25 protein-coding genes are annotated in these 25,069 nt (G+C 73.4%); 19 read left to right on the plus strand and 6 right to left on the minus strand.

Annotated elements, in window-relative coordinates; translation table 11 throughout:
• Positions 1-109: 109 nt before the first annotated feature.
• The 12 genes from AB0M99_RS07915 to AB0M99_RS07970 all read left to right on the plus strand — a co-directional run bounded on the left by AB0M99_RS07915 (position 110) and on the right by AB0M99_RS07970 (position 13,567).
• Positions 110-2,086 (plus strand): tetratricopeptide repeat protein, encoded by a 1,977-nt coding sequence (locus tag AB0M99_RS07915; RefSeq protein ID WP_365917806.1) that lies wholly within the window; start codon positions 110-112, stop codon positions 2,084-2,086.
• Positions 2,087-2,238: 152 nt separating this feature from the next.
• Positions 2,239-3,354, plus strand: a complete 1,116-nt coding sequence (ald, locus tag AB0M99_RS07920) for an alanine dehydrogenase (protein ID WP_365917807.1) — start codon at positions 2,239-2,241, stop codon at positions 3,352-3,354.
• A 449-nt stretch (positions 3,355-3,803) separates the two neighbouring features.
• Complete coding sequence (locus AB0M99_RS07925) at positions 3,804-4,841, plus strand: ParA family protein (protein WP_267090049.1); 1,038 nt, start codon at positions 3,804-3,806, stop codon at positions 4,839-4,841.
• A complete protein-coding gene (locus tag AB0M99_RS07930) occupies positions 4,826-5,323 on the plus strand; it encodes a hypothetical protein (RefSeq protein WP_365917808.1) in 498 nt (165 codons plus the stop codon). The genes AB0M99_RS07925 and AB0M99_RS07930 overlap by 16 nt, the downstream gene beginning before the upstream one ends.
• An 820-nt stretch (positions 5,324-6,143) precedes the next feature.
• Positions 6,144-7,178 carry a segregation/condensation protein A gene (locus AB0M99_RS07935; protein WP_365918094.1) on the plus strand — a complete coding sequence of 345 codons (1,035 nt, stop codon included), beginning with the start codon at positions 6,144-6,146 and terminating at the stop codon, positions 7,176-7,178.
• Entirely contained in the window at positions 7,175-7,801 is a 627-nt protein-coding gene (gene scpB, locus AB0M99_RS07940; RefSeq protein WP_365917809.1) for an SMC-Scp complex subunit ScpB, read from the plus strand. Before AB0M99_RS07935 ends, scpB begins: the two co-directional genes overlap by 4 nt.
• The gene (locus AB0M99_RS07945; protein ID WP_365917810.1) at positions 7,801-9,174 is read left to right on the plus strand and encodes a pseudouridine synthase; all 1,374 of its coding nucleotides are present in this window, start codon (positions 7,801-7,803) and stop codon (positions 9,172-9,174) included. The genes scpB and AB0M99_RS07945 overlap by 1 nt, the downstream gene beginning before the upstream one ends.
• 130 nt (positions 9,175-9,304) lie before the next feature.
• On the plus strand, positions 9,305-9,913 hold the full coding sequence (pnuC, locus tag AB0M99_RS07950; RefSeq protein WP_365917811.1) for a nicotinamide riboside transporter PnuC: 609 nt from the start codon (positions 9,305-9,307) through the stop codon (positions 9,911-9,913).
• Positions 9,910-11,013, plus strand: coding sequence for an AAA family ATPase (locus tag AB0M99_RS07955; protein ID WP_365917812.1), 1,104 nt, complete (start codon positions 9,910-9,912; stop codon positions 11,011-11,013). The genes pnuC and AB0M99_RS07955 overlap by 4 nt, the downstream gene beginning before the upstream one ends.
• Positions 11,010-11,795: an NUDIX domain-containing protein gene (locus AB0M99_RS07960; RefSeq protein ID WP_365917813.1), complete on the plus strand. Its 786-nt coding sequence runs from the start codon at positions 11,010-11,012 to the stop codon at positions 11,793-11,795. The genes AB0M99_RS07955 and AB0M99_RS07960 overlap by 4 nt, the downstream gene beginning before the upstream one ends.
• Positions 11,792-12,808 carry an ADP-ribosylglycohydrolase family protein gene (locus AB0M99_RS07965; protein ID WP_365917814.1) on the plus strand — a complete coding sequence of 339 codons (1,017 nt, stop codon included), beginning with the start codon at positions 11,792-11,794 and terminating at the stop codon, positions 12,806-12,808. The genes AB0M99_RS07960 and AB0M99_RS07965 overlap by 4 nt, the downstream gene beginning before the upstream one ends.
• A 3-nt stretch (positions 12,809-12,811) precedes the next feature.
• Positions 12,812-13,567, plus strand: coding sequence for a nucleotidyltransferase domain-containing protein (locus AB0M99_RS07970; protein ID WP_365917815.1), 756 nt, complete (start codon positions 12,812-12,814; stop codon positions 13,565-13,567).
• Here AB0M99_RS07970 and AB0M99_RS07975 read toward each other — a convergent pair.
• The 3 genes from AB0M99_RS07975 to AB0M99_RS07985 form a co-directional block, all read right to left on the minus strand.
• Entirely contained in the window at positions 13,564-14,295 is a 732-nt protein-coding gene (locus AB0M99_RS07975; protein ID WP_365917816.1) for a nucleotidyltransferase domain-containing protein, read from the minus strand. The genes AB0M99_RS07970 and AB0M99_RS07975 overlap by 4 nt on opposite strands.
• A gap of 28 nt (positions 14,296-14,323) precedes the next feature.
• The gene (locus AB0M99_RS07980; RefSeq protein WP_365917817.1) at positions 14,324-14,821 is read right to left on the minus strand and encodes a Rieske (2Fe-2S) protein; all 498 of its coding nucleotides are present in this window, start codon (positions 14,819-14,821) and stop codon (positions 14,324-14,326) included.
• An 82-nt stretch (positions 14,822-14,903) separates the two neighbouring features.
• Positions 14,904-15,245 (minus strand): DUF952 domain-containing protein, encoded by a 342-nt coding sequence (locus AB0M99_RS07985; RefSeq protein ID WP_365917818.1) that lies wholly within the window; start codon positions 15,243-15,245, stop codon positions 14,904-14,906.
• Positions 15,246-15,383: 138 nt separating this feature from the next.
• Here AB0M99_RS07985 and AB0M99_RS07990 point away from each other — a divergent pair, with 138 nt between their 5' ends.
• From AB0M99_RS07990 to der, 5 genes are all read left to right on the plus strand, one after another.
• Positions 15,384-15,830, plus strand: coding sequence for a YidB family protein (locus AB0M99_RS07990; protein WP_365917819.1), 447 nt, complete (start codon positions 15,384-15,386; stop codon positions 15,828-15,830).
• A gap of 146 nt (positions 15,831-15,976) precedes the next feature.
• Entirely contained in the window at positions 15,977-17,065 is a 1,089-nt protein-coding gene (locus tag AB0M99_RS07995; protein ID WP_365917820.1) for a prephenate dehydrogenase, read from the plus strand.
• A 149-nt stretch (positions 17,066-17,214) separates the two neighbouring features.
• Positions 17,215-17,913 carry a (d)CMP kinase gene (gene cmk / locus AB0M99_RS08000; RefSeq protein ID WP_365917821.1) on the plus strand — a complete coding sequence of 233 codons (699 nt, stop codon included), beginning with the start codon at positions 17,215-17,217 and terminating at the stop codon, positions 17,911-17,913.
• Between the two features lie 56 nt (positions 17,914-17,969).
• Positions 17,970-18,557 (plus strand): lysophospholipid acyltransferase family protein, encoded by a 588-nt coding sequence (locus tag AB0M99_RS08005; protein ID WP_365918096.1) that lies wholly within the window; start codon positions 17,970-17,972, stop codon positions 18,555-18,557.
• A 75-nt stretch (positions 18,558-18,632) separates the two neighbouring features.
• Positions 18,633-20,096, plus strand: coding sequence for a ribosome biogenesis GTPase Der (der, locus tag AB0M99_RS08010; protein WP_365917822.1), 1,464 nt, complete (start codon positions 18,633-18,635; stop codon positions 20,094-20,096).
• Positions 20,097-20,131: 35 nt separating this feature from the next.
• On the opposite strand, the gene AB0M99_RS08015 is transcribed toward der, so the two are convergent.
• Together AB0M99_RS08015 and AB0M99_RS08020 are read right to left on the minus strand one after the other, a co-directional pair.
• Positions 20,132-20,497 (minus strand): hypothetical protein, encoded by a 366-nt coding sequence (locus tag AB0M99_RS08015; protein ID WP_365917823.1) that lies wholly within the window; start codon positions 20,495-20,497, stop codon positions 20,132-20,134.
• 209 nt (positions 20,498-20,706) lie between these two features.
• The gene (locus tag AB0M99_RS08020; protein ID WP_365917824.1) at positions 20,707-21,522 is read right to left on the minus strand and encodes a hypothetical protein; all 816 of its coding nucleotides are present in this window, start codon (positions 21,520-21,522) and stop codon (positions 20,707-20,709) included.
• Between the two features lie 297 nt (positions 21,523-21,819).
• On the opposite strand from AB0M99_RS08020, the gene AB0M99_RS08025 reads away from it, so the two are divergent.
• Both AB0M99_RS08025 and AB0M99_RS08030 read left to right on the plus strand, forming a co-directional pair.
• Complete coding sequence (locus AB0M99_RS08025) at positions 21,820-22,512, plus strand: transglycosylase family protein (protein ID WP_365917825.1); 693 nt, start codon at positions 21,820-21,822, stop codon at positions 22,510-22,512.
• A gap of 188 nt (positions 22,513-22,700) precedes the next feature.
• Positions 22,701-23,681, plus strand: a complete 981-nt coding sequence (locus AB0M99_RS08030; RefSeq protein ID WP_365917826.1) for a YafY family protein — start codon at positions 22,701-22,703, stop codon at positions 23,679-23,681.
• Positions 23,682-23,967: 286 nt separating this feature from the next.
• On the opposite strand, the gene AB0M99_RS08035 is transcribed toward AB0M99_RS08030, so the two are convergent.
• Complete coding sequence (locus tag AB0M99_RS08035; protein WP_365917827.1) at positions 23,968-25,011, minus strand: phosphatase PAP2 family protein; 1,044 nt, start codon at positions 25,009-25,011, stop codon at positions 23,968-23,970.
• Between the last annotated feature and the right edge of the window lie 58 nt (positions 25,012-25,069).

Consider the following 25,069-nt stretch of genomic DNA (forward strand, 5'->3'; position numbering starts at 1 on the left):
ATGTGACCATCCGCTGATCCGATCGGGCGATTTGCCCGCCGCGCTCCACCCGGGCCGTCGCTCTGCGTGAACTACGCTCGCAACCCGAAGGCAGGGAGAGGAGCGGATCGTGGCGGATTTCGTCGGGCGGCGGCGTGAGCTCAAGGAGCTGCGCGAGGACATCGCGAGGACCGGGCTCGACACCCTCTCCGGCCGCAAGGCCAAGGCGCCCCGCGCGAGGGTGCTCCTCGTCGCCGGCCGGCCGGGGTCGGGGCGCACCGCCCTCGCCGAGGCGTTCGTCCGCGAGATCGCCGAGGACTACCCCGACGGCGTGCTCAGGACCCGCCTCACCACTCCCGGCGGGGAGACCGTGGCCACCGAGCGGGCCGTCCGCACCCTGCTGGAGGGGCTCGGGGAGCCGACCCCGCCCGGCGCCGGGGAGGACGAGCTCAGCTCCGCCCTGCGCACCGCGCTCCAGGGGCGGCGGGCGATCATCCTGATCGACGACGCCGCCGACCCGCACCAGGTCGACGCGCTGCTGCCCGACACCCCCGAGTGCCTCGTCCTCGTGACCGCCGAAGGACCCCTCACCGGGATTCCGGATGTCCGGCCCTGCACCCTCGGAGGGCTGGACACGCCCTCCGCGGTGCGGATGCTCGTCCACCGCATCGGCGACATCCGCGTCACCGCCGACCCCCGCGCCGCCGAGGCCCTCGCCGAGGAGTGCGGAGGCCAGCCCGCCGTGCTCAGCCTGGTCGGCGGCTGGCTCGCCGCCCACCCCAAGGCCTCCGTCGCCGACGTGGCCAAACAGCTCCACGACATGCCCCCGGGCCTCAGCGGCCCGCTCGGCCGGGGCTTCCGGTTCGTCTACGAGTCCCTGCCGCAGCCCGCCCAGCGGACCCTCCGGTTGCTGCCCCTGGCGCCGGCCGGGGTCGTCGACTCGCACACCGCCTCCGCGCTCGCCGGGTGCTCCGTGGCCGCCGCGCAGTCCACGCTGGAGGACTTCGCCGCGCTGGGCCTCGTACACAGCGCGCAGGACGGGCTGTTCATGCTGCCCGGCTGCCTCGCGCCGCTGCTCCAGGCCCTGCTGGAGGCCAAGGAGCGCCCCGCCGAGGTCCAGCTGGCGCGGGCCCGGATGCTGGAGCGCACCGTACGGCTGCTCACCTCCTGCCGGGCCATGGCCGAAGCCGCGGACGGCGAGGACGCCGACCTCGTACGGGAGCGCCTGGACGGGCTGCCGCGCGCCCTGCGCTTCCCCGACCGGCGGGCCGCCGCCACCTGGCTGGACACCCGCCTGCCTGCGCTCTCCGCGGCCGCAGCGCTCGCGGTGGCCGACGGCGCGCTGGACACACTGGCCCGCCGGCTGGTCGCGGCCCTCGTACGGGCGCTGGCGGAGCATCGCGGGACCGCCGAGGCGGCTCCCGAGCTGTACGGGCTGCACCGGCTGGTCCTGGACGTCGCCGAGCGGCGCGACCTGCACCGCGAGCAGGCCGCCGCCCTGCTGAACCTGGCCGACCTGGACGCCGCGACCGGCCGGACGCAGGAGGCGCTGGAGCGCTACCGGGCCGCGCTGGTCGCCGGAAAGGCGGCGAAGGACCCGTACGCGACGGGCCGCGCGATGGAATCCGTAGGCGGCGCGTACCAGGAGCTGGCGGACTGGCACCGGGCCTCCGACTGGTTCGGCCGGGCCCTGTCCCAGGCCCTGGCCAGGGGCGAGCGCGGGGACGAGGCGCGGCTGTACGGACGGCTCGGGAACGTGCACACCTACGCGGGCCGGTACGGGGACGCGCTGCGCAGCTGGCGGGCCGCCGCCGCGGGCTACCGGAAGCTGGCCGATGTGCCGGGCCAGGCCAAGGCGTTGAGCGAGATGGCGCGCGTCCAGGAGTACGCCGGGCGGCCCGAGGAATCCCTGCACACCTGCCGGGAGGCGGTGGAGCTGGCGCGCAAGGCCGGAGACCTGCGGCTCCAGGCCGCACTGCAGGTGCGCCTGGCCGACACGCTCGACCGGCTGGGCGACCCGGGGGCCGCGAGGCTGCACCGGTCCGCGGCCGACAGATTGTTGGGAGACGACCCCGCAGCCTGCGAAATCCGTAGTGGTTCCGACTGAGATTATTGCTTTGCAAGGCTAGACAGCGACTCATCCTTCATTAGACTGGCTTCACCAGGTCATCCCCTGGTGCATCCCGTTGCGCGTTCTTGTGAACGGGTATGTATGGAAGTACCCCGAAACATCCCCTGAGCCAAGGACCGTGAGCCACGATGAAGGTCGGCATCCCCCGCGAGGTCAAGAACAACGAGTTCCGGGTCGCCATCACGCCCGCCGGCGTGCATGAGCTGGTCCGCAACGGCCACCAGGTCTTCATCGAGCAGAACGCCGGTGTGGGCTCCTCGATCACGGACGCGGAGTACGTCTCCGCCGGCGCCGAGATCCTCGGCACCGCCGACGAGGTCTGGGCGACCGCGGACCTGCTGCTGAAGGTCAAGGAGCCCATCGCGGAGGAGTACCACCGCCTCCGCAAGGACCAGACCCTCTTCACCTACCTGCACCTGGCGGCCTCCCGCGAGTGCACGGACGCCCTGCTGGAGTCCGGCACCACCGCCATCGCGTACGAGACGGTCGAGCTCGCCAACCGCGCGCTCCCGCTGCTCGCCCCGATGTCCGAGGTCGCGGGCCGGCTGGCCCCGCAGGTCGGCGCGTACCACCTGATGCGCTCGGTCGGCGGCCGCGGCGTCCTCCCGGGCGGCGTCCCCGGCACCCACGCCGGTGAGTGCGTCGTCATCGGCGGCGGCGTCTCCGGCTGGAACGCCGTGCAGATCGCCGTCGGCATGGGCTTCCACGTGACCCTGCTGGACCGCGACATCAACAAGCTCCGCGAGGCCGACAAGATCTTCGGTACGAAGATCAAGACGATCGTCTCCAACGCCTACGAGCTGGAGAAGGCCGTCGTCGAGGCCGACCTCGTCATCGGCGCGGTGCTGATCCCGGGTGCGAAGGCCCCGAAGCTGGTCACCAACGAGCTCGTCGCCAAGATGAAGCCCGGAAGTGTCCTTGTCGACATTGCGATCGACCAGGGCGGCTGCTTCGAGGACTCCCGTCCGACCACCCACGCCGAGCCGACCTTCCAGGTCCACAACTCGGTCTTCTACTGCGTCGCCAACATGCCGGGCGCGGTGCCGAACACCTCCACCTACGCGCTCACCAACGCCACGCTGCCCTACATCGTGCAGCTCGCGAACCTCGGCTGGGCCGAGGCGCTGCGTCGCGACCCCGCGCTCGCGCTGGGCCTCAACACCCATGACGGCCAGGTCGTTTACGGCCCGGTCGCCGAGGCCCACGGCCTCGAGACCCTTGAGCTGAGCACGCTGCTCGGCTGAGACGTCAACGACTGACGTCAATCTCACGTATCCGGCCGGACCTTGCCCGCAAGGTCCGGCCGGACGCGTTTGCGGAGGGCCCGCGGGGGCGGCTCAACTCGCCTCGAACGTAACCCTTTAACCCTTTCGCACACCCGCGAAACTTCGCGGCGACAGCTCGGACGCCCTTGACAGAGAGGTGTTCGGTTGCCGACACATCGTGCCGGGTCCGACGGATTGTGTTGCCGCTGAGCGGTGACACGCCATAGAGTCGCCAACCGTCGGCATGGTGCCACGCTGACCTATCGATAAGTGTCCTGGTCACGTCCGAGGAGGTAAGACGACTTGTGAATGAGTCGACATTTGCTCCTGGGGGTGGTCGAGCAGAGACGGCTGCGCGGGGCCAAGGCCCTGCCGGGCTCGAAGCTGTCGGCTCCGTCGCAGTCCGCACCTTCGCAAACCACCAGCACATGACGACGCCCCAAAAGAGCATGGACGGCCTAGACGTGAACTCCAGGGCCGGCGACCTGAGCGGCGAAAAGCCCACTGGTTTCGCCGACTATGACAATGTGCCCGAGGGGCACTTCTACGACCCGGACGCGGAGTACGAGCCCGACCCCGAGTACGCGGCCACTCTCGCCCCCGACGCTGCCCGTCAGCGCCGGGAGCGGATCGGCCCGACCGGACGGCCGCTGCCGTACTTCCCGATCCCGGGTCCGCTGACCGACCACGGTCCGGCGAAGATCATCGCGATGTGCAACCAGAAGGGCGGCGTGGGCAAGACCACGTCGACCATCAACCTGGGTGCCGCACTCGCCGAGTACGGGCGCCGCGTGCTGCTCGTCGACTTCGACCCGCAGGGCGCGCTGTCCGTGGGTCTCGGCGTGAATCCGATGGAACTCGACCTGACGGTCTACAACCTGCTCATGGAGCGGGGGATGTCGGCCGACGAGGTGCTGCTCAAGACCGCGGTTCCGAACATGGACCTGCTGCCGAGCAACATCGACCTGTCCGCTGCCGAAGTGCAGTTGGTCAGCGAGGTCGCGCGCGAGTCGACCCTCCAGCGGGCCCTCAAGCCCCTGATGGCCGACTACGACTACATCGTGATCGACTGTCAGCCCTCGCTCGGTCTGCTGACCGTGAACGCCCTGACGGCGGCTCACAAGGTCATCGTCCCCCTGGAGTGCGAGTTCTTCGCGCTGCGCGGTGTGGCGCTGCTGACCGAGACCATCGAGAAGGTGCAGGAGCGGCTGAACCCCGAGCTGGAGCTCGACGGCATCCTCGCCACGATGTACGACTCCCGTACGGTGCACAGCCGCGAGGTGCTGGCGCGCGTCGTCGAGGCCTTCGACGACCACGTCTACCACACGGTCATCGGCCGCACGGTGCGCTTCCCGGAGACCACGGTCGCCGGTGAGCCGATCACCACGTACGCCTCCAACTCCGTCGGTGCCGCCGCCTATCGCCAGTTGGCCAGGGAGGTGCTCGCCCGGTGTCCCGCCGAGTGAGTCTGCCCGGAGCCGACGAACTCTTCCGTACGACCGGGGGGATGGCGCTCCAGTCGTCCTCGCCGCGGCGCGGCACGGACGAGTCGCCCGCCGCGGAGCACGCGGCGGCGTCGGCGGAGGGCACGGCGGGGGAGGGCCGCAGCCGGGAGGCTGAGGCCGGTACGGAGGGCTCGGTCGGCGCGCAGCGGCGGCCGCAGGAAGGTTCCGGTGCCTCGGCCCCCGCTCCCCGGCGGGGGAAGGGGCAGGGCCGCGGGGCGAACCGGCGGCCGAGCGGGCGCGAGCGGCACGACGAGAAGATCACGGTCTACGTCTCCGCGGAGGAGCTCATGGACCTGGAACACGCGCGGCTGGTGCTGCGCGGGGAGCACGGCCTGGCGGTGGACCGGGGCCGCATCGTCCGCGAGGCGGTGGCCGTGGTCCTGGCGGACCTGGAGTCCCGCGGTGACGCGAGCATCCTGGTCCGCCGGCTGCGCGGCCGCTGAGCCCTTGTTCCTCGGCGCGGGCCGCGCCTGACTCCGTCCGGCGGTGTCCGGCGCGGGGCGCGGTGCGGGCCCGCGAGCGCCGAGCGGTACCGCGGGCTCTGCCCGGACCCGCGCCTCGAACTCCCCCGGCTACCGCTGGGAGGTGCCCCTGGCGGGGCTGGTTCCCGGCTGATGCCGGCTGATGCCGGCTGCGAGGCGCGGGGGTCCGGGGCGGGGCGCCAGGAGTGGCGGTGCGGACGGCGGCGCGGCCGCGTGGCAGCCTTGGCCGGACAGCCGAGCCTTTCCCGCACCACCCTGGACCCCGATGCCCTCTCCCGCCGAACCCGGCCGCCCGACCCGCCGACGAGTACTGGGCCGGGGCCCGGGCACCCCCGCCGCACCGGCGGACCCCGCCGAGCGTGCCGCGGCGGGCCCGGAGGCACCCGCCGCGCCGCGGGAGCCGGTACCGGCCCGGGAGCAGCCTGTACCGGTACCGGAGGCGCCCGCCGCGCCTCGGGAGCCCGTACCGGTACCGCCCGCCGCGCCGCAGGAGCCCGTACCGGCCCGGGAGCAGCCTGTACCGGTCCGGGAGGAGCCCGTACAGGTCCGGGAGGAGCCCGTACCGGTCCGGGAGGAGCCTGTACCGGTCCGGGAGGAGCCCGTACCGGTCCGGGAGGAGCCCCTACAGGTACCGGAGGCGCCTGCCGCGCCGCGGGAGCCCGCACCGGCCTCAGAGGGGCCCGTACCGGTACCGGAGGCGTCCGCCGCGCCGCGGGAGTCCGCACCGGCCCCGGAGGAGCCCGGGACGCCCCCGGAGGGTGCTGCGGCGCCGAGCGGGCCCCTGTCCGGCTCCGAGGGGCCCGACGCCCTGCACGCTCCCGCCGCATCCGCGTCGGTCCAGGAGGACCCCGTGGGGCCCGGCATGGCCCCGGAACCCCCCGCGTCCCCGGCGGCGTCGGTCCAGGAAGGCCCTGCGGGGCCCGCCGCGCCCCCGTACGTTCCCGCGGCACCCGCGTCCCCCGCGGCGGCGGTACAGGACGGCCCCGCGGGGTCCGCCGCAGTCGAGGGTGCCGCCGGAGGCGACGGGCGGTTCACCCTGCGGCTCGCCAACTTCGAGGGACCCTTCGACCTGCTGTTGCAGCTGATCTCCCGGCACAAGCTCGACGTCACCGAGGTCGCGCTCTCCAAGGTCACCGACGAGTTCATGGCGCACATCCGCGCCATGGGGCCCGACTGGGACCTCGACCAGACCACCGAGTTCCTGGTCGTCGCCGCCACCCTGCTCGATCTGAAGGCCGCCCGGCTGCTGCCCGCCGCAGAGGTCGAGGACGAGGCCGACCTGGCCCTGCTGGAGGCGCGGGACCTGCTCTTCGCGCGACTGCTCCAGTACCGGGCGTACAAGCAGATCGCCGAGCTCTTCGAGGCCCGCGCGGAGTCCGAGGGCAAGCGCTACCCGCGGACCGTGGGGCTGGAGCCCCACCACGCCGAACTGCTGCCCGAGGTGGTCATCAGCATCGGCGCGGAGGGCTTCGCCCGGCTGGCGGCGAAGGCCATGCAGCCCCGCGCCAAGCCGCAGGTGTACGTCGACCACATCCACGCCCCCCTGGTCAGCGTGCGGGAGCAGGCCGGTCTCGTCGTAGCGATCCTCAAGGCGCGCGGCGAGGCGACCTTCCAGGAGCTCACGGAGGACACCGAGGACACCCTCACCGTCGTCGCACGCTTCCTGGCCCTCCTGGAGCTCTACCGGGAGAAGGCCGTGGTCCTCGACCAGGAGGAGGCCCTGCAGACGCTCACCGTGCGCTGGAGCGGCGGGGACGGCGACGGGATGCCGACGGTGACCGACGAGTTCGACCGGATCGTGGAGGTCAAGGAATGACGGAGACCGCGGTGGCGGCCCTCGCGCTGAAGCCCGCCCTGGAAGCCGTCCTCATGGTCGTGGACGAGCCCGCGACCGAGGCGCACCTCGCCAAGGTGCTGGAGCGGACCCCGCGCGAGGTGGCGGACGCGCTGCTGGAGCTCGCCGACGAGTACGCGGCCTCGGGGCGCGGCTTCGAGCTGCGGCTCGTCGCCGGCGGATGGCGCTTCTACACCCGCGCGGAGTATTCCGCGGCGGTGGAGCGCTTCGTACTGGACGGCCAGCAGGCCCGGCTGACCCAGGCCGCGCTGGAGACGCTGGCGGTGGTCGCGTACCGCCAGCCGGTCAGCCGGTCCAGGGTCTCGGCGGTCCGCGGAGTCAACTGCGACGGGGTCATGCGGACCCTCCTGCAGCGCGCTCTGGTGGAGGAGGCGGGGACGGAACCCGAAACAGGTGCGATCCTGTACAGGACGACGAACTACTTTCTGGAGCGGATGGGCCTGCGCGGCCTGGACGAGCTCCCGGAGCTCGCGCCCTTCCTCCCCGAGGCGGACGCGATCGAAGCCGAGACGCAAGAGGGTGTTCCGTCGTTCGATCCGGATGCACCGGATACCGATGAAGACGACAAGACGACGGAACTTTGATGCGAAGCAGCGGCAACAACGGCGGCGGTAACAGGAACAGCGGCGGCGGCGGTGGTGGCGGTCGCGGCGGCTCCCGCGGCGGCAGCTCCTCCGGCGGCGGTTCGCGAGGCGGCAGCTCCGGCGGCGGTTCGCGAGGCGGCAGCTCCGGCGGCGGTTCGCGCGGGGGCAGCTCCTCCGGCGGCGGCTACCGCGGCGGGAGCTCCTCCGGTGGCGGCGGCTACCGCGGTGGCGGCTCTTCCGGCGGCGGCGGTGGCTACCGCGGCGGCAGCTCCTCCGGCGGCTACCAGGGCGGCGGCGGTGGCGGCTACCAGGGCGGCGACCGCGACCGCGAGCCGGCCCCCCGCATCCGCAACCCCCGCCCCGAGGAGCGTCGCTACGACGTGGGCCCCGAGGGCGAGCGCAGCGGCCGCAGCGGCCCCAAGGCCGGTGGCGGCGGTGCCCGCGGCGCGGCGGCGCGCGGTGGTGCCAAGGGCGGCCCCAAGCCCTCCAAGACCCCCGGCATCGGCGGGGCCGGCGGCCCGCGCCGCGGTCCCGGCAGCCGCAGCGGCCAGTCGCGCCCCCGCGAGCTGGACGCGCGCATCGAGGAGCGCGTGCGCGACCGGTACGCCGACAAGCCCGTGATCAAGACCCCGAAGACCTTCCCGGGCGCCGAGCAGGAAGGCGAGCGCCTCCAGAAGGTGCTCGCCCGCGCCGGCATGGGCTCGCGCCGCGCGTGCGAGGAGCTCATCGAGCAGGCCCGTGTCGAGGTCAACGGCGAGATCGTGCTGGAGCAGGGCAAGCGCGTCCAGCCGAAGGACGAGATCAAGGTGGACGGCCTGACCGTTGCCACCCAGTCGTACCTGTTCTTCGCGCTGAACAAGCCCGCCGGCGTCGTCTCCACCATGGAGGACCCGGACGGCCGCCAGTGCCTGGGCGACTACGTCACCAACCGTGAGACGCGCCTCTTCCACGTCGGCCGGCTCGACACCGAGACCGAGGGCATCATCCTCCTCACCAACCACGGTGAGCTGGCCCACCGCCTCACGCACCCGAAGTACGGCGTGAAGAAGACCTACGTCGCCGCGATCACCGGCCCGCTGCCGCGCGACATCGGCAAGCAGCTCAAGGACGGCATCGAGCTGGAGGACGGCTACGCCCGCGCCGACCACTTCCGCGTCGTCGACCAGGTCGGCAAGAACTACCTGGTCGAGGTGACCCTCCACGAGGGCCGCAAGCACATCGTCCGCCGCATGATGGCCGAGGCCGGCTTCCCGGTCGAGAAGCTCGTCCGGACCTCCTTCGGGCCGATCGAGCTCGGCGACCAGAAGTCCGGCTGGCTGCGCCGCCTGACCAACACCGAGGTCGGCATGCTGATGCGCGAGGTCGGTCTGTAGACCGTCCGCCACCCCGCGGTGCGAGAAGCCCGCAGTGCCTCCGGGCACTGCGGGCTTCTCCCTTGTCCGGGACCCCGAACCCTGTTTATAGTCACCTTGACTATTAAAGTCCGAGGGGATGGGGGCCGTCATGGGCTGGACAACGACCTGGACGGAGGCGCTGGGGTTCGCCACCGGAGCCGTGTGCGTGTGGCTCGTCGCCAGGCAGCACATCGCCAACTGGCCGATCGGCATCGCCAACAACGTCTTCTTCATCGTGCTCTTCACCCGCGCCGGCCTCTACGCCGACGCCGGCCTCCAGATCGCCTTCATCGCCCTGGCCGCGTACGGCTGGTGGTCCTGGACCCACGGGGGTGGCCCGGGAACCGCCGGAGCCCTGCCGGTGCGCCGCACCACGCGCACCGAATGGGCCTGGCTGGCCGCGGCCGGGGCGGTGGGGGTGCTCGGCCTCACGCTGCTGCTCGGCGCGGTCACCGACTCCACCGTCCCCTTCTGGGACGCGGCCACCACCGGGCTCTCGCTCATGGCCACCTACGGCCAGTGCCGCAAGCTCGTCGAGTCCTGGTGGCTGTGGATCGCCGCCGACCTCGTGTACATCCCGCTCTACGCCCACAAGGAGCTCTACCTGACCGCCCTGCTCTACGCGGGCTTCCTCGCCCTGTGCGTGGCCGGGCTGGTCGGCTGGCGGCGGATGCTGCCGGCCGCGGGGACCCGTACGGCAGTGGGGGCGACGGCATGAGCGGCGGGAAGCGCTACGGGCACGGCCTGGTCCTCGGCAAGTTCTACCCGCCGCACGCCGGCCACCACCACCTGGTGCGCACCGCCCAGGACCAGTGCGAACGCCTCACCGTGCTGGTGTGCGCCGCCTCGGTGGAATCGGTGCCGCTCGCCGACCGGGTCGCCTGGATGCGCGAGGCGCACCCCGGGGCGGACGTGGTCGGAGCGGTGGACGACATCCCGGTCGACCTGCACGACCCGGCGGTCTGGGAGGCCCACATGGCGATCTTCCGGCGCGCGGTGGGCCGGCGGGTCCAGGCCGTCTTCACCTCGGAGGAGTACGGCACCGAGCTCGCCCGGCGGTTCGGCGCCGAGGAGGTCTGCGTGGACCCGCGGCGCACCATGTTCCCGGTGTCCGGCACGGCCGTGCGGCGGGACCCGGCCGGGTGTTGGGAGTACCTGGGGCCGGCCGTACGGGCCTCCCTGACCCGCAGGATCGTCGTACTCGGCGCCGAGTCGACCGGGACGACCACGCTGTCCCGGGACCTGGCCGCCCACTACCGCCGGCGCGGCGGGGTGTGGGCCAAGACGGGCTGGGTCGCGGAGTACGGGCGGCGCTACAGCGAGGAGAAGCTGGCGGCGGCGCGCGCCGCGGACCCGGAGGCGTCCTGGGCGGACGTGTCGTTCGCCTCGGCGGAGTTCCCGGTGATCGCGCGGCGCCAGGACGCGGAGGAGGAGCGGGCGGCCCGGCTGGGATCGCCCGTGCTGTTCTGCGACACCGACTCCTTCGCCACCGGCATCTGGCACGAGCGGTACACGGGCGGCCGCAACGCCGAGGTCGAGAAGATCGCGGAGCTGACCCGGCGCGACCTGTACCTGCTCACGGACCACGCCGACGTGCCCTTCGAGGACGACGGGCTGCGCGACGGACCGCAGCTGCGGCCGTCGATGACGCGGCGGTTCCGGGAGGAACTGGAGCGGACCGGCAGGCGTTTCACCGTCGTCACGGGGGACCGGGAGACGAGGCTGGCGGCCGCCGCGGCCGCCGTCGACGCGCTGCTGGCCGAGGGCTGGCACTTCGCCGATCCGCTGCCGGAGAACGTACGGGAGCGCAGCCGGTGACCGCCCCCTACGACCCGCACGCGTACGACCCGCGCACCTACGACCCGCACGCCTTCGAGCCGTTCGCCGTGACCGTGGACCTCGCCGTCTTCACCGTGCGCGGGGGCGCGCTGCACGTACTGCTGATCCGGCGCGGCCAGGAGCCCTACGCCGGCGCCTGGGCGCTGCCCGGCGGCTTCGTCCTGCCCCGGGAGTCCGCGGAGACGGCGGCGCGCCGCGAACTCGCCGAGGAGACGGGCCTGGCGCCGGAGGTGGTCGCGGCCCTGCACCTGGAACAACTGCGCACCTACAGCGATCCGGACCGCGACCCCCGGATGCGGGTCGTCTCGGTGGCCTTCGCGGCACTGGTCCCCGACATGCCGGACCCGGCGGCCGGGGGCGGCGGGGACGCCGCCCAGGCCCGCTGGACCCCGGTGGGCGAGGCCGGCGCCGGGGCGGCCGGGCCGGTGGGCCGGCTGGCCTTCGACCACGCCGCGATCCTGGCCGACGCCCGCGAACGGGTGGGCGCGAAGCTGGAGTACACCTGCCTGGCCACCGCCTTCTGCCCGCCCGAGTTCACCCTCGGGGAGCTCCAGAGCGTCTACGAGACCGTCTGGGACACCGTCCTGGACCGGCCCAACTTCCGGCGCAAGGTCCTGGCCACGCCCGGCTTCGTCGAGGCCGTGCCCGGCGCCGCCCGCCTCACCGGAGGCCGCGGCAAACCGGCCGCGCTGTACCGGCCCGGGCCCGCGAACGCGCTCCACCCGCCCCTGCTCCGCCCTACGGAAGGAAACCGACCATGACGACCGCCAAGCGAGCGGCGACGGGTGCCATGACCGGCCTCGCGCTGGGGGACGCCCTCGGCTTCCCGACCGAGTTCAACGACGTGCCGTCGATCCTCGCGAAGACGGGCCCGTGGCGCGAGATGGAACTGCCCCGGCCGGCGATAGTCACCGACGACACCCAGATGACGCTGGCGCTGGCCCGCGGCATGCGCACGGCCGCGGAGCGGGGCCCCGTCGGCCCGCTGCGCCTCACCCGGCCGGTCCGGGAGGAGTTCGTCGACTGGTACCACTCGCCGGAGAACAACCGGGCGCCGGGGAACACCTGCCTGAAGGCCTGCAGCCTCCTGAACCTGCCCGAACGCGACTGGCGCGACGCCAGCCAGATCGGCTCCAAGGGCTGCGGCGCGAACATGCGGGTGGCGCCGGTCGGGCTGGTGCCCGGCTGGACGGACGAGGAGCGGGCCGGCGCGGCCCAGCTCCAGTCGGCCCTCACCCACGGCCACCCGACGGCGCTCGCAGCCTCCGACCTCACGGCGCGGGCCGTGCACCTGCTGGCGGCGGGGACCGAGGTGACGGGCCTGGTCGGGCAGCTGCGCTCGTACGCGCTGGAGAACCGCACCCGCTACCACGAGCGCTGGCTCGGCGACCTGTGGACGCGGTCGACGTCCGACGCCTCGCCGCAGTCCTTCATCGCACGCGGCTGGGACGAGTGCCTGGCCGTCCTGGACCGGCTCACGGCTGCCCTGCGCAGCCCCTCGCCGGAGACGGACCCCTGCCTGACGACCGGCGACGGCTGGATCGCCGAAGAGGCCCTCGCCACGGCCCTGCAGTGCTTCCTGCTCTTCCCCGAGGAGCCGCTCCTCGCCCTGCGCCGGGCCGCCTGCACCCGCGGCGACTCCGACTCCCTCGCCTGCCTGGCCGGCGCCTTCGCGGGCGCCCACCTCGGCGCGGACGCCTGGCCCCACGCCTGGACGCACCGCATCGAGTACCGCGACGAACTCCTCGCCTTCGGCACCCTCTGGGACGCGTGAGCCGTGCTGAACGTCCAGAGCCTCGACCTGACCCCCATCGTGGCGGAGCAGCCCGACCCGCTGCTGTTCGCCACGGTGTCGGGCGCCCACCTGTACGGATTCCCGTCCCATGACTCCGACGTCGACCTCCGCGGGGCCCACCTGCTCCCGGCGTCGGCCCTCCTGGGCCTGCGCGACCCGGAGGAGACCCGCAGCCGGATGTGGGACCACGACGGCACCGAAATGGACCTCGTCACGCACGACCTGCGCAAATTCGTGCGCCTGATGCTGAACCGCAACGGCTACGTCCTGGAGCAGCTGCTGTCCCCGCTGGTGGTCCACACGACTGCGGCCCACCAGGAGCTGGTGGCACTGGCGCCGGGAGTGCTGACCTCCCACCACGCGCACCACTACCGCGGCTTCGCGAACACGCAGTGGCGGCTCTTCGGGAAGACGGCGGAACTGAAGCCGCTGCTGTACGCGTTCCGGGCGCTGCTCACCGGTATCCACCTCATGCGCGCGGGCGAGGTGCAGGCGCACCTGCCGAGCCTCTTGGACGCGGTGCCGGAGGCTCCGGGCCATCTGGCGGGGCTGATCGAGGCAAAGGTCGCGGCCGAGCACGGATCGGCCGCGGGCGTCGACGCGGCGCGGGTGCGGCAGGACTTCGAGGCCCTGCACGGGGTGCTGGACGCGGCCCAGGACGGCTCGGCGCTGCCCGGGCACGGGTCGGCGTACGACGCGCTCGACGACTTCGTCGTCCGCAGGCGCGGCCGGCACTAGGACCCGGCCGTGGCCCTGGCCGAGGCGAGGCGGGTGCGGAGGAGGAAGTCCTCCACGCGGGGGCGGTCGGGGTCGGCGGGGAGCGGGGTGGTGGTCAGGGCGGTGTCGCACTCCGCGGTGAGGCGGGTCATCCAGGCGTCGACCTCGGGCCAGGAGAGCTCGCCGCGCCTGACCGCCAGCAGGCGGTCGCGGTGGGCGCCGGCATCGAGGGTGAGGCGGCCCGTGCGCAGCAGGTCGCGGCAGGACAGGAGCAGCCGCAGCAGGTGCATGGCGTGCTTCCAGCGCGGGACGCCGTGGTTGCGGAGGTCCGAGAGGAGTTTGCCGCGCTGGGAGACCGCGTACCGGGTGAAGGTGGTGTGGGCCGAGCGGGAGAGGAACGCCTCGCGCAGCGAGAGGAGTTCCTCGCCGACCGGGGTCAGGCGTTCGACCAGCGGGGAGTGCAGGCACTCCAGGATGTTCGGGTTGGCGCGCAGGGCGAGCTCGCAGAAGCGTTCCAGCTCCCAGGAGAACTCCTCCTCGCGCGGCCCGTCCACATGCGTCGGCGGCTTCTCGAAGCGCCAGAACAGCGGCGTCGGGGCGAGGTAGACACCGCGCCGGTCGGTGTCGCTCGCCCCCGTCGCCAGCCCGAACGCCCGCGAACCCATCACACACGCGTAGACCGTGTGGTCCCGCACCAGAGCGAGGCCCGCGGCGGGGGCTGACGGGGTCTCGGACGTTCGTTCGTTCATCCGGGGAGGGTAGGCGGCCGCGGCACGGCTACGCGAGCGAAATGTTGCCGTCCGCGGCGACCGTGATCTTCTTCTCGGCCAGCGGGCGGGTGGCCGGGCCGTGGGCCACCGCACCGTCCGCGACCTCGAACTTGCTGCCGTGGCAGGGGCAGTCGATGGTGCCGTTCTCCACCTTGTTCACGAGGCAGCCCTGGTGCGGGCACACCGCCGTGAAGCAGCGGAAGGAGCCGGCCGTCGGCTGGGTGACGACCAGCTTCTCCTCCTTGAGGACCGTGCCGCCGCCGACCGGCACCGCCGAGGACTTCAGCAGGACCTTGCCCCCCGCAGCCGGGGCCGATGCCGAAGCGGAAGCCGCCAGGGACGCGGAGCCCTGGGGGGTGGCCGCGCTGCCGCCCTCGTTCGTCGGCTTCTTCTCGCCGCCGCCGCACGCGGTCAGCGCACCGCCCGCCAGGGCGGCGGCGCCCACCGCGAGTACCGTGCGCCGGGCGGTGGGCGCGGCTTCGCTCGTACGGCTTGCATCGGTCATGAGGGCTCCTCGCTCGAGTGCCGGGATGGCGTGGAGCATCCTGGCGTGTGGCGGGGCTCCAGGTGAAGCCCGCCACACGGTTTCACGTGGCGGGCCGCCAAGGGATCAGTTCCGCGGGGCTGCCCGGAGTCCGTACGACCTCCCACACGTCGATCACGGCGTCCCGGTTCAACGGCCCGTGGACGTGCGGGTAGCGGTCGCCGGATTCACCCTCGCGGCGGACCTCGGACGTCAGGGCGCGCTCGTCGAGCTCCAGGGCCAGCAGGGTGCCCGGCACCTCGGCGTAGTACGCGTCGGCGATGGCCAGCGCCGTCGGCCGGTCCGCCGAGCAGTGCACGAAGCCCTCGGCGGGGAGCGAGGGCGGGGCGTACGGGAGCTCGGGTTCGGCGGTCCAGTCGGTGAGCGGTACGAGGTGGAAGATCATGCCGTTCGTTCTACCGCAGCGGGCGCCGAAGGGCTGCGCCAAGTGGCGGCACTGTCCGGTCTGGGTGACATTGTCCGTGTCTCGAAGCCGGGTACGGCGCCTGCCGCGCGGCCCGGTCCCTCTGCGAAAGGCATGACCATGGCGGGTAACGACCTCGGCTCCCTTCTGGGCGGCCTCCTCGGCGGCGGCCAGGGCGGCCAGGGCGGCGCCGGTGGCGGCGGCAACATCCTCGGCTCCCTGCTCGGCGCCCTGCTGGGCGGCGGCGCGGGCGGCGCCCAGGCGGCCGGAGGCGGCGGGAACAACCCGCTCGGCGGGCTGCTGGACATGTTGACCAAGTCGGGCCTGGCCGACCAGACCCAGTCCTGGGTCGGCACGGGCGAGAACAAGTCGGTCAGCGGCGCCGAGATCGCCGGTGCGCTGCCGGCCGACACCCTGCAGCAGGTCGCCGAGCAGGCGGGCGTCAGCCCCGAGAAGGCCGCCGACGAGATCGCCCGGGCCCTGCCGCAGGCGGTGGACAAGCTGACCCCCGACGGATCGCTGCCCAGCGGTTCCCTGGAGGACATCATCAAGCAGCAGCGCCTGTAGCCGCCCGGCAGCTCCGCCGCTCCGGCTCCGGCCGCATCGCGAGGGCCCGGCCGCGCCGTCCCACCGGACGGGCCGCCGGGCCCTCGTACCGTGCGCTCTGGCTACCCTGAGTCAGGCCCCGCCGTCACGCACCCCTGGAGCACCCCGTGAGAACCGCCGTCGTCATCGGAACCGGACTGATCGGCACCTCCGCGGCGCTCGCCCTGTCCGGCCGCGGGATCACCGTGCACCTGGTCGACCACGACCCGGCGCAGGCCCACACCGCCGCCGCGCTCGGGGCCGGCACGGACGAGCCGTACGAGGGCACGGTGGACCTCGCGATCATCGCCGTACCGCCCGCCCACGTGGCCCGGGCCCTCGCCGACGCGATCGGGCGCGGCCTGGCGCGGGCGTACGTGGACGTGGCCAGCGTCAAGGGCGGCCCGCGGCGCGAGCTGGCGGAGCTCGGCGTGGACGTGACGGCGTACATCGGAACCCACCCGATGGCGGGCAAGGAGCGGTCCGGGCCGCTCGCGGCGACGGCGGACCTGTTCGAGGGCCGCCCCTGGGTGCTCACGCCCACCCGGGACACCGACCACGAGGTGCTGAACCTCGCGCTGGAGCTGGTCTCGCTCTGCCGGGCCGTACCGGTCGTGATGGACGCCGACGCGCACGACCGGGCGGTCGCGCTGGTCTCCCACACCCCGCAGCTCGTCTCCAGCATGGTCGCCGCACGCCTGGAGGAGGCCGACGAGACCGCGGTCCGGCTGTGCGGGCAGGGCATCCGCGACGTGACGCGGATCGCGGCGTCCGACCCCCGGATGTGGGTGGAGATCCTGTCGGCGAACCCGGGCCCGGTGGCGGACGTCCTGGCCGGGATCGCCGCGGACCTGGACGAGACGGTGCAGGCCCTGCGCGGCCTGCAGTCGGCCGACGAGGACAAGCGCCGCGGCGGCGCCGCCGGGATCGAGGACGTGCTGCGGCGCGGCAACGCGGGCCGGGTGCGCGTGCCGGGCAAGCACGGCGCGGCGCCCACCGTGTACGAGACGGTCGCCGTGCTCATCAGCGACCAGCCGGGCGAGCTGGCGCGGATCTTCGCCGACGCGGGCCGGGCCGGCGTCAACATCGAGGACGTGCGGATCGAGCACGCCACGGGCCAGCAGGCCGGCCTCGTGCAGCTGATGGTGGAGCCCCGCGCCGTGGCCGGGCTCACGGCCACGCTGCAGGAGCGCGGCTGGGCGCTGCGCCAGCAGTAGCCCGGGGCGGCGCCCGCCCGTGCCCGGGCGGCGCTGCCGCGGGCCGGCGGGCACGGGCGGGGACCGGGGCTCCCGGGGGCCGGTAACCTTGGGGAGGGGCGCTTTGGCGCGCCCGGACACGTACGCGCAACCAGGAAGGTGCCCGCACCGTGGAAACCGCAGCTCCGTCCGCCGTGATCGTCGCCATCGACGGTCCCTCCGGCACGGGCAAGTCCAGCACCTCCAAGGCCGTGGCCGCCAAGCTCGGGCTGCGCTACCTGGACACCGGCGCCCAGTACCGGGCCATCACCTGGTGGATGATCAACAACGGCGTCGACACCGACGACCCGCACGCGATCGCCGTGGCCGCCGGCAAGCCCGCCATCGTGTCCGGCACCGATCCGGCCGCGCCCACCATCACCGTCGACGGCGAGGACGCCGCGGGCCCCATCCGGACCCAGGAGGTCACCTCCAAGGTCAGCGCGGTCAGCGCCGTCCCCGAGGTCCGCACCCGGATCACCGAGCTGCAGCGCTCCATCGCGGCCGCGGCGGCCGGCGGGATCGTCGTCGAAGGCCGGGACATCGGCACCACCGTGCTGCCCGACGCCGACCTGAAGGTCTTCCTGACGGCCTCCGCCGAGGCCCGCGCCGCCCGCCGCAGCGGAGAGCTCCGCGGCAAGGAGGCCGCGGACCTCGCGGCCACCAAGGAGGCGCTGATCAAGCGGGACGCCGCCGACTCGGGGCGCAAGACCTCCCCGCTGGCCAAGGCCGACGACGCCGTCGAGGTGGACACCACCGAGCTCACGCTCGACCAGGTGATCGAGTGCGTCGTGACGCTCGTGGAAGAGAAGCGGGCGGGCCGCAAGTGAGCGATACGCCCTCCCTCAAGGGTGCGGCGGTCGGCCGGCGGATCGGCATCGGGCTCATGTACGGGCTGTGGAAGCCGCGTGTGCTGGGGGCCTGGAAGGTGCCCGCCTCCGGCCCCGTCATCCTGGCTGTGAACCACTCGCACAACATCGACGGGCCCATGCTCATGGGCACCGCCCCCCGGCCCCTGCACTTCCTGATCAAGAAGGAAGCATTCGTCGGTCCCCTCGGCCCCTTCCTCGAAGGGATCGGGCAGGTCAAGGTCGACCGCGGCGGCGCCGACCGCGGCGCGATAGGCCGCGCCCTCGGCGTGCTCGACAATGGAGGAGCCCTGGGCATCTTCCCCGAGGGCACCCGGGGCGAGGGCGACTTCGCCTCGCTGCGCGCGGGCCTCGCGTACTTCGCGGTCCGCAGCGGCGCGCCCATCGTGCCCGTCGCGGTCCTGGGCAGCACCGAGCGCCGGGGCCGGCTGGTCAAGGCGCTGCCGCCGCTGAAGAGCCGGGTGGACGTCGTCTTCGGCGACGCCTTCGACGCCGGGGACGGCAGTGGCCGCCGCACCCGTACCGCGCTCGACCAGGCCACCGTACGCATCCAGGAGCGGCTGACCGCCCACCTGGCCGACGCCAAGCGCCTCACCGGGCGCTGAGCGAGACTTGACCTAGTAGTGGAACCGCGCTGCGCGGGTGCCACCGATCACCACGAACGACGAGGAACGGACTTCATGAACGACCAGCACGACCACGGAGCACTTGGCGACGCCGAGTACGCGGAGTTCATGGAGCTCGCCGCGGAGGAAGGCTTCGACATCGAGGATGTCGAAGGCGCGATCGAGGAGGCGGGTCACGGCCCGCTTCCCGTACTCGCCGTCGTCGGCCGCCCGAACGTCGGCAAGTCGACCCTGGTGAACCGCATCATCGGCCGCCGCGAGGCCGTCGTCGAGGACAAGCCGGGAGTCACCCGCGACCGCGTCACCTACGAGGCCGAGTGGGCCGGGCGGCGCTTCAAGGTCGTCGACACCGGCGGCTGGGAGCAGGACGTCCTCGGCATCGACGCCTCCGTCGCCGCCCAGGCCGAGTACGCCATCGAGACCGCCGACGCGGTCGTCTTCGTCGTGGACGCCAAGGTCGGCGCCACCGACACCGACGAGGCCGTCGTCAAGCTGCTGCGCCGGGCCGGCAAGCCCGTCGTGCTGTGCGCCAACAAGGTCGACGGCCAGAGCGGCGAGTCCGACGCGGCCTCCCTGTGGTCGCTGGGCCTCGGCTTCCCGCACCCCGTCTCCTCGCTGCACGGCCGCGGCACCGGCGACATGCTGGACGCCGTCCTGGAGGCCCTGCCCGAGGCCCCCGAGCAGACCTTCGGCGGCGTCGCCCCCGGCGGCCCGCGCCGCATCGCGCTGATCGGCCGCCCGAACGTGGGCAAGTCCTCGCTGCTCAACAAGGTCGCGAAGGAGGACCGTGTCGTCGTCAACGAGCTGGCCGGCACCACCCGCGACCCGGTCGACGAGCTGATCGAGCTCGGCGGCATCACCTGGAAGTTCGTCGACACCGCGGGCATCCGCAAGAAGGTGCACCTCCAGCAGGGCGCCGACTACTACGCCTCGCTGCGCACGGCCGCCGCCGTCGAGAAGGCGGAGGTCGCGGTCATCCTGATCGACACGACCGAGAGCATCAGCGTCCAGGACCAGCGCATCATCACCATGGCCGTCGAGTCGGGCCGCGCCATCGTGATCGCGTACAACAAGTGGGACGAGCTCGACGAGGAGCGCCGCTACTACCTCGAGCGCGAGATCGAGACCGAGATGCAGCAGGTCTCCTGGGCCCCGCGGGTGAACGTCTCGGCGCTCACCGGCCGCCACATGGAGAAGCTGGTCCCGGCGATCGAGACCGCCCTCGCGGGCTGGGAGACGCGCGTTCCCACCGGCCGGCTGAACGCCTTCCTCGGCGAGGTCGTCGCCGCCCACCCGCACCCGATCCGCGGCGGCAAGCAGCCCCGCATCCTCTTCGGCACCCAGGCCGGAAGCAAGCCGCCGCGCTTCGTCCTCTTCGCCTCCGGCTTCCTGGAGCACGGCTACCGGCGCTTCATCGAGCGCCGCCTGCGCGAGGAGTTCGGCTTCGAGGGCACCCCGATCCACATCTCGGTGCGGGTGCGCGAGAAGCGCGGTGCGCAGTACAAGAAGAAGAAGTAGAAGTACGGCGGCGTTCGCGCCACCGGGCGCCGGGGTCAGTAGCCCCGGCGCGGAGCGGGCGGCAGGGCCGCCGGGATGTGCTGCATCCCGGTCTGGTGCTGCCGCCCGCCGGCGTATGCGTACGAGTACACGGGCTGCGGCTGCGGGGTGTACGCGGGCTGCCAGGTGTCCGTCTGCTGCCATGCGGAACCGTTCCAGCCGCTGCCGTACGAGCTCCCCGCGCCGCCGTACAGACCGCCGCCCGCGCCGCCGTACGAGAACGCCGTGAACCCGAGGTCCTCCTCGCCCGTACGGTCGCCCGGCAGCGCCCGGAAGGCGCGCAGGTACTCCGAGTACAGCGTGTCGTAGATCGGGGTGTGCGAGGCGGCCGGAGCGCTGTCCCGGTCCCGTGCGGGGCGCATCGGGGGGACGGTGCTCGGATAGGACGGGGCGCGGGAGACGTCGTATGAATGCACGTATCAGCCAACGAACCCGGGGCTCTGCGGATGCGGGGTGACCGGGCGGAAAACGCAGATCGCCGGGGGTGTGCGGGACGGACCGCACACCCCCGGCGCACGCCGCCCGGCCCCCTCTGCGGGGGGCGGACGGCCGTTTGCGGGGCGGAAGGGCGTCAGGCGCCCGGGGTACCCGCCAGCGGCATCGAGGCGGCCACGAGCTTGCCGTCGGCCGCGGCCTTGTCCAGGGCGTCGCGGAGCAGGTCCTCGCGGGGCTGCTGCCCGATGGAGCCGACCGGGGCGGCGTAGATCAGGACGCGCTGGGTCTTGTTGACGGCGGCCCGCCAGCCGTCGGTGACCGACAGCGCCTGGTGCGCCTGCCACCAGGCGACCGGGCCGCTGCCCTCGGTGCCGGGCTGGAGCACGGCGTGCAGCTGGCCGGCGGCGAGCAGGACCGACCAGCCGTTCAGCGGGGACGGCAGCTCACCGGTGTCGGTGACCGGGACGAAGCCCTGCTCGATGAGGAGCGGCAGGAAGTCGTCGCCGGGGCCGGTGGTGCCGGGGCGGGCGATGGCCGCGGTCGGCTCGACGACCAGGGCCGGGTGCAGCTCCCCGCCGATCAGGACGAGCCCGCTGGTGATGCCGAGGACGGCCTGGCCGCCGGGGACGGACTTCGGCGAGTCGCCGCCGGGGCCGGCCGGGGTGGCGGCCGGGCTGTAGCCGGTGATGGAGCGTACGGCGCCCTGGAGCTGCTCCTCGGAGACGGCGACGACCTGCGAGGGGATGCAGCCTGCGTGGGCGAACGCGAGGACGGCGGTCTCGTCCCCGACGAACAGCACGGTGCTGGTCTGCTCGCGCTCGGAGTCGCCCGGGGTGCGGCAGGAGGTGCAGTCGTAGCTGCCGGGGGACCCGTCGCCGACGAGCAGCCGTTCGGCCTCTTCGTCGCCGATCTCGGCACGTACCTCATCACTGACGTCGAGCATGCGCGGCACGGGGTGGCTCCTCGGACTAGGCGTGCGGGGGCCGGGGGTGTCCCGGCTCGCCGGGCTCAACGGGGGAGCGGCTGCCGGGGTCACGCCGTTTGAGGGAACGGAATCGAACCGGGCACCCACAGGGGTGAACGGTGGGACTGCGGCTTTGTTTTCCTGCCAACTGTTTTTTGGTTGTGCGCAGTTGATGTCCGGAGATGGCCGTTTGGGGTGGGCGGCGGCGTGGGCCGAGCGGGTGGGGCGCGGCGGTGTGCGGAGTGGCGGGGCGGGGGGCCGCGGTGCGCTGCGTAGCGTGACGCGATGCGCAACCTCGGGATCCCGGCTGCCGTTGCCGCGTTGGTGTTCGTCCTCGGGCCGGGTGCGGTGGCCGCGGCCGCCGCACCGGCCGTCGCCCCGCCGCCGCCGTCGCCGGGCTCGCCGGGGGTGAGCGCCCGGCACACGGGGGACTGCGGGCCGGACGGGCAATGGCCGTGGGACTGCGTGGCCGACTGCGAGAGCGGCGGGCGGTGGGCGGTGAACACCGGCAACGGCTTCTACGGGGGGCTGCAGTTCTGGCAGCCGACCTGGGAGGAGCACGGCGGCCTCGCGTACGCCCGGCGGGCGGACCTCGCGAGCCGGGAGCAGCAGATCCGGGTGGCGGAGGAACTGCTGGGCAAGCAGGGGTGGGAGGCGTGGCCGGTGTGCGCGAAGCGGTACGGGCTCGCGGGGCGGATGCACGTGGTGCGGCGGGGGGACACGCTGGCGGGGATCGCGCGGAGGCACCGGGTGGTGGGGGGTTGGCAGGCGCTGTACGAGGCGAATCGGGGGGTGGTCGGGCCGCGGCCGGAGGTGCTGGTGGTGGGGACGTTCCTCGCGCTGCCGGCCGTGCCCAAGCCGGAGCCGGTGCCCGTGCCCGTGCCCGTCCCGCCGCCTGTGCCTGTGCCCGCCGGGCCCGCCCCGGTCCCGGCTCCCGCGAGCCCGACCCCCGCGGAGCCGGCTCCCGCGGCCCCGTAGCGCGGGCCGCCGCTGCGCGGAGCCGTCCCCTACCCGCCCTTCCACCGTTCCCCGGGCTCCGCCCGGAACCCGCTGGGGCTCCGCCCCGGACCCCGCGCCTCGAACGCCGGCGGGGCTGGAATGGTGCAGGCCGCGCGGGGGTTCGGGGGCGGGCGAAGCGAGGGCGCCGACACGGCAGACTGGGCCGCATGCTTGAGACCTCCGCGCGGTTGCTGCGCCTGTTGTCCCTATTGCAGGCCCACCGGGAGTGGACCGGTTCCGATCTCGCCGAGCGGCTCGGGGTCACGCCGCGGACCGTGCGGCGCGACGTGGACCGGCTCCGCGAGCTCGGGTACCCGGTGAACGCCAGCCCCGGGACCGGCGGCGGGTACCAGCTCGGGGCCGGGGCCGAGCTGCCGCCGCTGCTCCTCGACGACGACGAGGCCGTCGCCGTGGCCGTAGGCCTGCGCACGGCCGCCGGGAACGGGGTCGAGGGGATCGGGGAGGCCTCGGTGCGGGCCCTCGCCAAGCTGGAGCAGGTGCTGCCCTCCCGGCTGCGCGGCAGGGTCTCCGCGCTCAACCGGTTCACCGTGCCGATGCTGCGCGGCGCGCAGCGGTCCGCCGTCGACCCCGCCGTGCTGACCGAGCTGGCCACCGTGTGCCGCGACAGCGAGCGGCTGCGGTTCGGGTACCGGGACCACGGGGGCGCGGTCACCCGCCGTACGGTCGAGCCGCACCGGCTCGTGTGCACCGAGCGCCGCTGGTACCTCGTCGCCTGGGACCTCGACCGCGGGGCCTGGCGGACCTTCCGGGCCGACCGCATCGAGCCGAGGCCGCCGCACGGCCCGCGGTTCACCCCGCGCCCGGCGCCGGCCGAGGACCTGGCCGCGTACGTCTCCGAGGGGGTCTCCCAGCGGGTGTACGCGACGAAGGCCGCCGTACGGCTGAGGGTGCCCGCGCAGGAGGCCGCGCAGATCGTCGGACCGAGCGACGGGATCCTGGAACCGGTCGACGAGGAGAGCTGCATCCTGCGCACCGGGGCGGTGAACCTCGACGTTCTTGTGATTCACATCATGATGATCGGCTGTGAGTTCGAAGTCGTCGAACCCGTTGAGCTGACGGACCGTATCAGGGCCGCCAGGGATCTTCTCGGCCGGGCTCTGGAGCCCCGCGAGGTGAAGGAGTTGTAAGGAACCGGAGGGGGTTCGGAACCGAATTCAGGGGCCCTGTGCGGGAATTCCGAAGAGAATTTCCGCCGGGCGTGTCGCGGGGCGGAGAGAAATGGCTCCACCCGAACTCCACCGTCAAACAACTGTCGACAATCCGTGACACAAGCGTGACCCGGGACGGACGAACCTCCGGGCGTACGGCTGACGTTCCGGCCATATGAACGACAACGGCGGGCCCGGTCGAAGACCGGGCCCGCCGTTGTCGTCCGTCGGTACGCGCGTGCGTGCGTGGCGCGTACCGCCCCGGCTAGCCCCCGGCCACCGGCCGGGCGGCGGCGCGGGCGGCGGCCCGCTCGCCGTGGGCCGGGCGGCGGCTGCCCGTCGGGGTGAGCGGGGTGCGCTCGGACCGGATCAGGTGCGGGCGGGACGGGATGTGCGCGGCGGGCCGGGGCGCCGGGGCGTGCCCGGAGGCCGGGGCCGGCTGCTCCGCGGGCTCCGCGGGCGCCGCCGGGCCCTGGAACTGCCACTTTCCGCCCGCCGAGAGCAGCGGTACGAGTACGCCGGTGAGCGGCTCGGGCACCTGCCCGGCCTCCATCCGGCGGCGCAGCTGCTCGCGCAGGCCGAAGACGCGGGCCTCGATCGCGGAGATGAGCGGCTCGCACCAGGGCAGCGCGAGCAGGACCAGCAGACCGGCGGACCAGCCGAGCAGGACGTCGCTCACCCAGTGGGTGCCGAGGTACACGGTCGTGGCCCCGACGCTGAGCGAGACCACCGCGGAGACCACGGACAGCACGCGCCGGGTGACCACGGTGGAGGCCAGGTAAGCCAGGATTCCCCAGGTCACGACGGCGTTGGCGGTGTGGCCGGAAGGGAATATATCGCCGCCCGCGAAGAGCTCGGCGGAGCCGATCTCGGTGGCGTAGTGCGGGCCGAGCCGGCCGAGGCCGAGCTTCACGGCGCCGACCGTGATGTTGAGGAGCAGCAGCGCCACGCCGAGGGTGATCAGCGGGCGGAGGGTGTGCTGCCGCCAGGAGCGCCACCCGAGCCAGGCGGCGACCATGACCGCGGTGGGTCCGCGCTGGCCCAGGACGACGAGGTAGTCGAGGAAGGCGTGCAGCTGCGGCCACTGCTCGTAGGGCCGGAAGAACATGACCTGCCAGTCCAGACGGACGAGCCAGGACGTGGTCAGTACGGCCACCACGATCGCGATGTAGAAGGCCAGAGTTGACCCGAGGAGCACGACGCGGTGCCGGCTCATCCGCGGTGTTTGCAGATGAGCCGGTCGCTCTGGTTCCCGGTCGAGCCGGGCGAACACCCGCTCCAGACGGGTCAGGATTTGATCAGTACGCACTCAATCGACGTTACCGCGCGCCGATGGTCGGCCCGGTCGAATCGCGGGCTTTGTGATG

Origin of the sequence: Streptomyces sp. NPDC051183 (assembly GCF_040682455.1) — a bacterium.
Classification (GTDB): Bacteria; Actinomycetota; Actinomycetes; order Streptomycetales; family Streptomycetaceae; genus Streptomyces.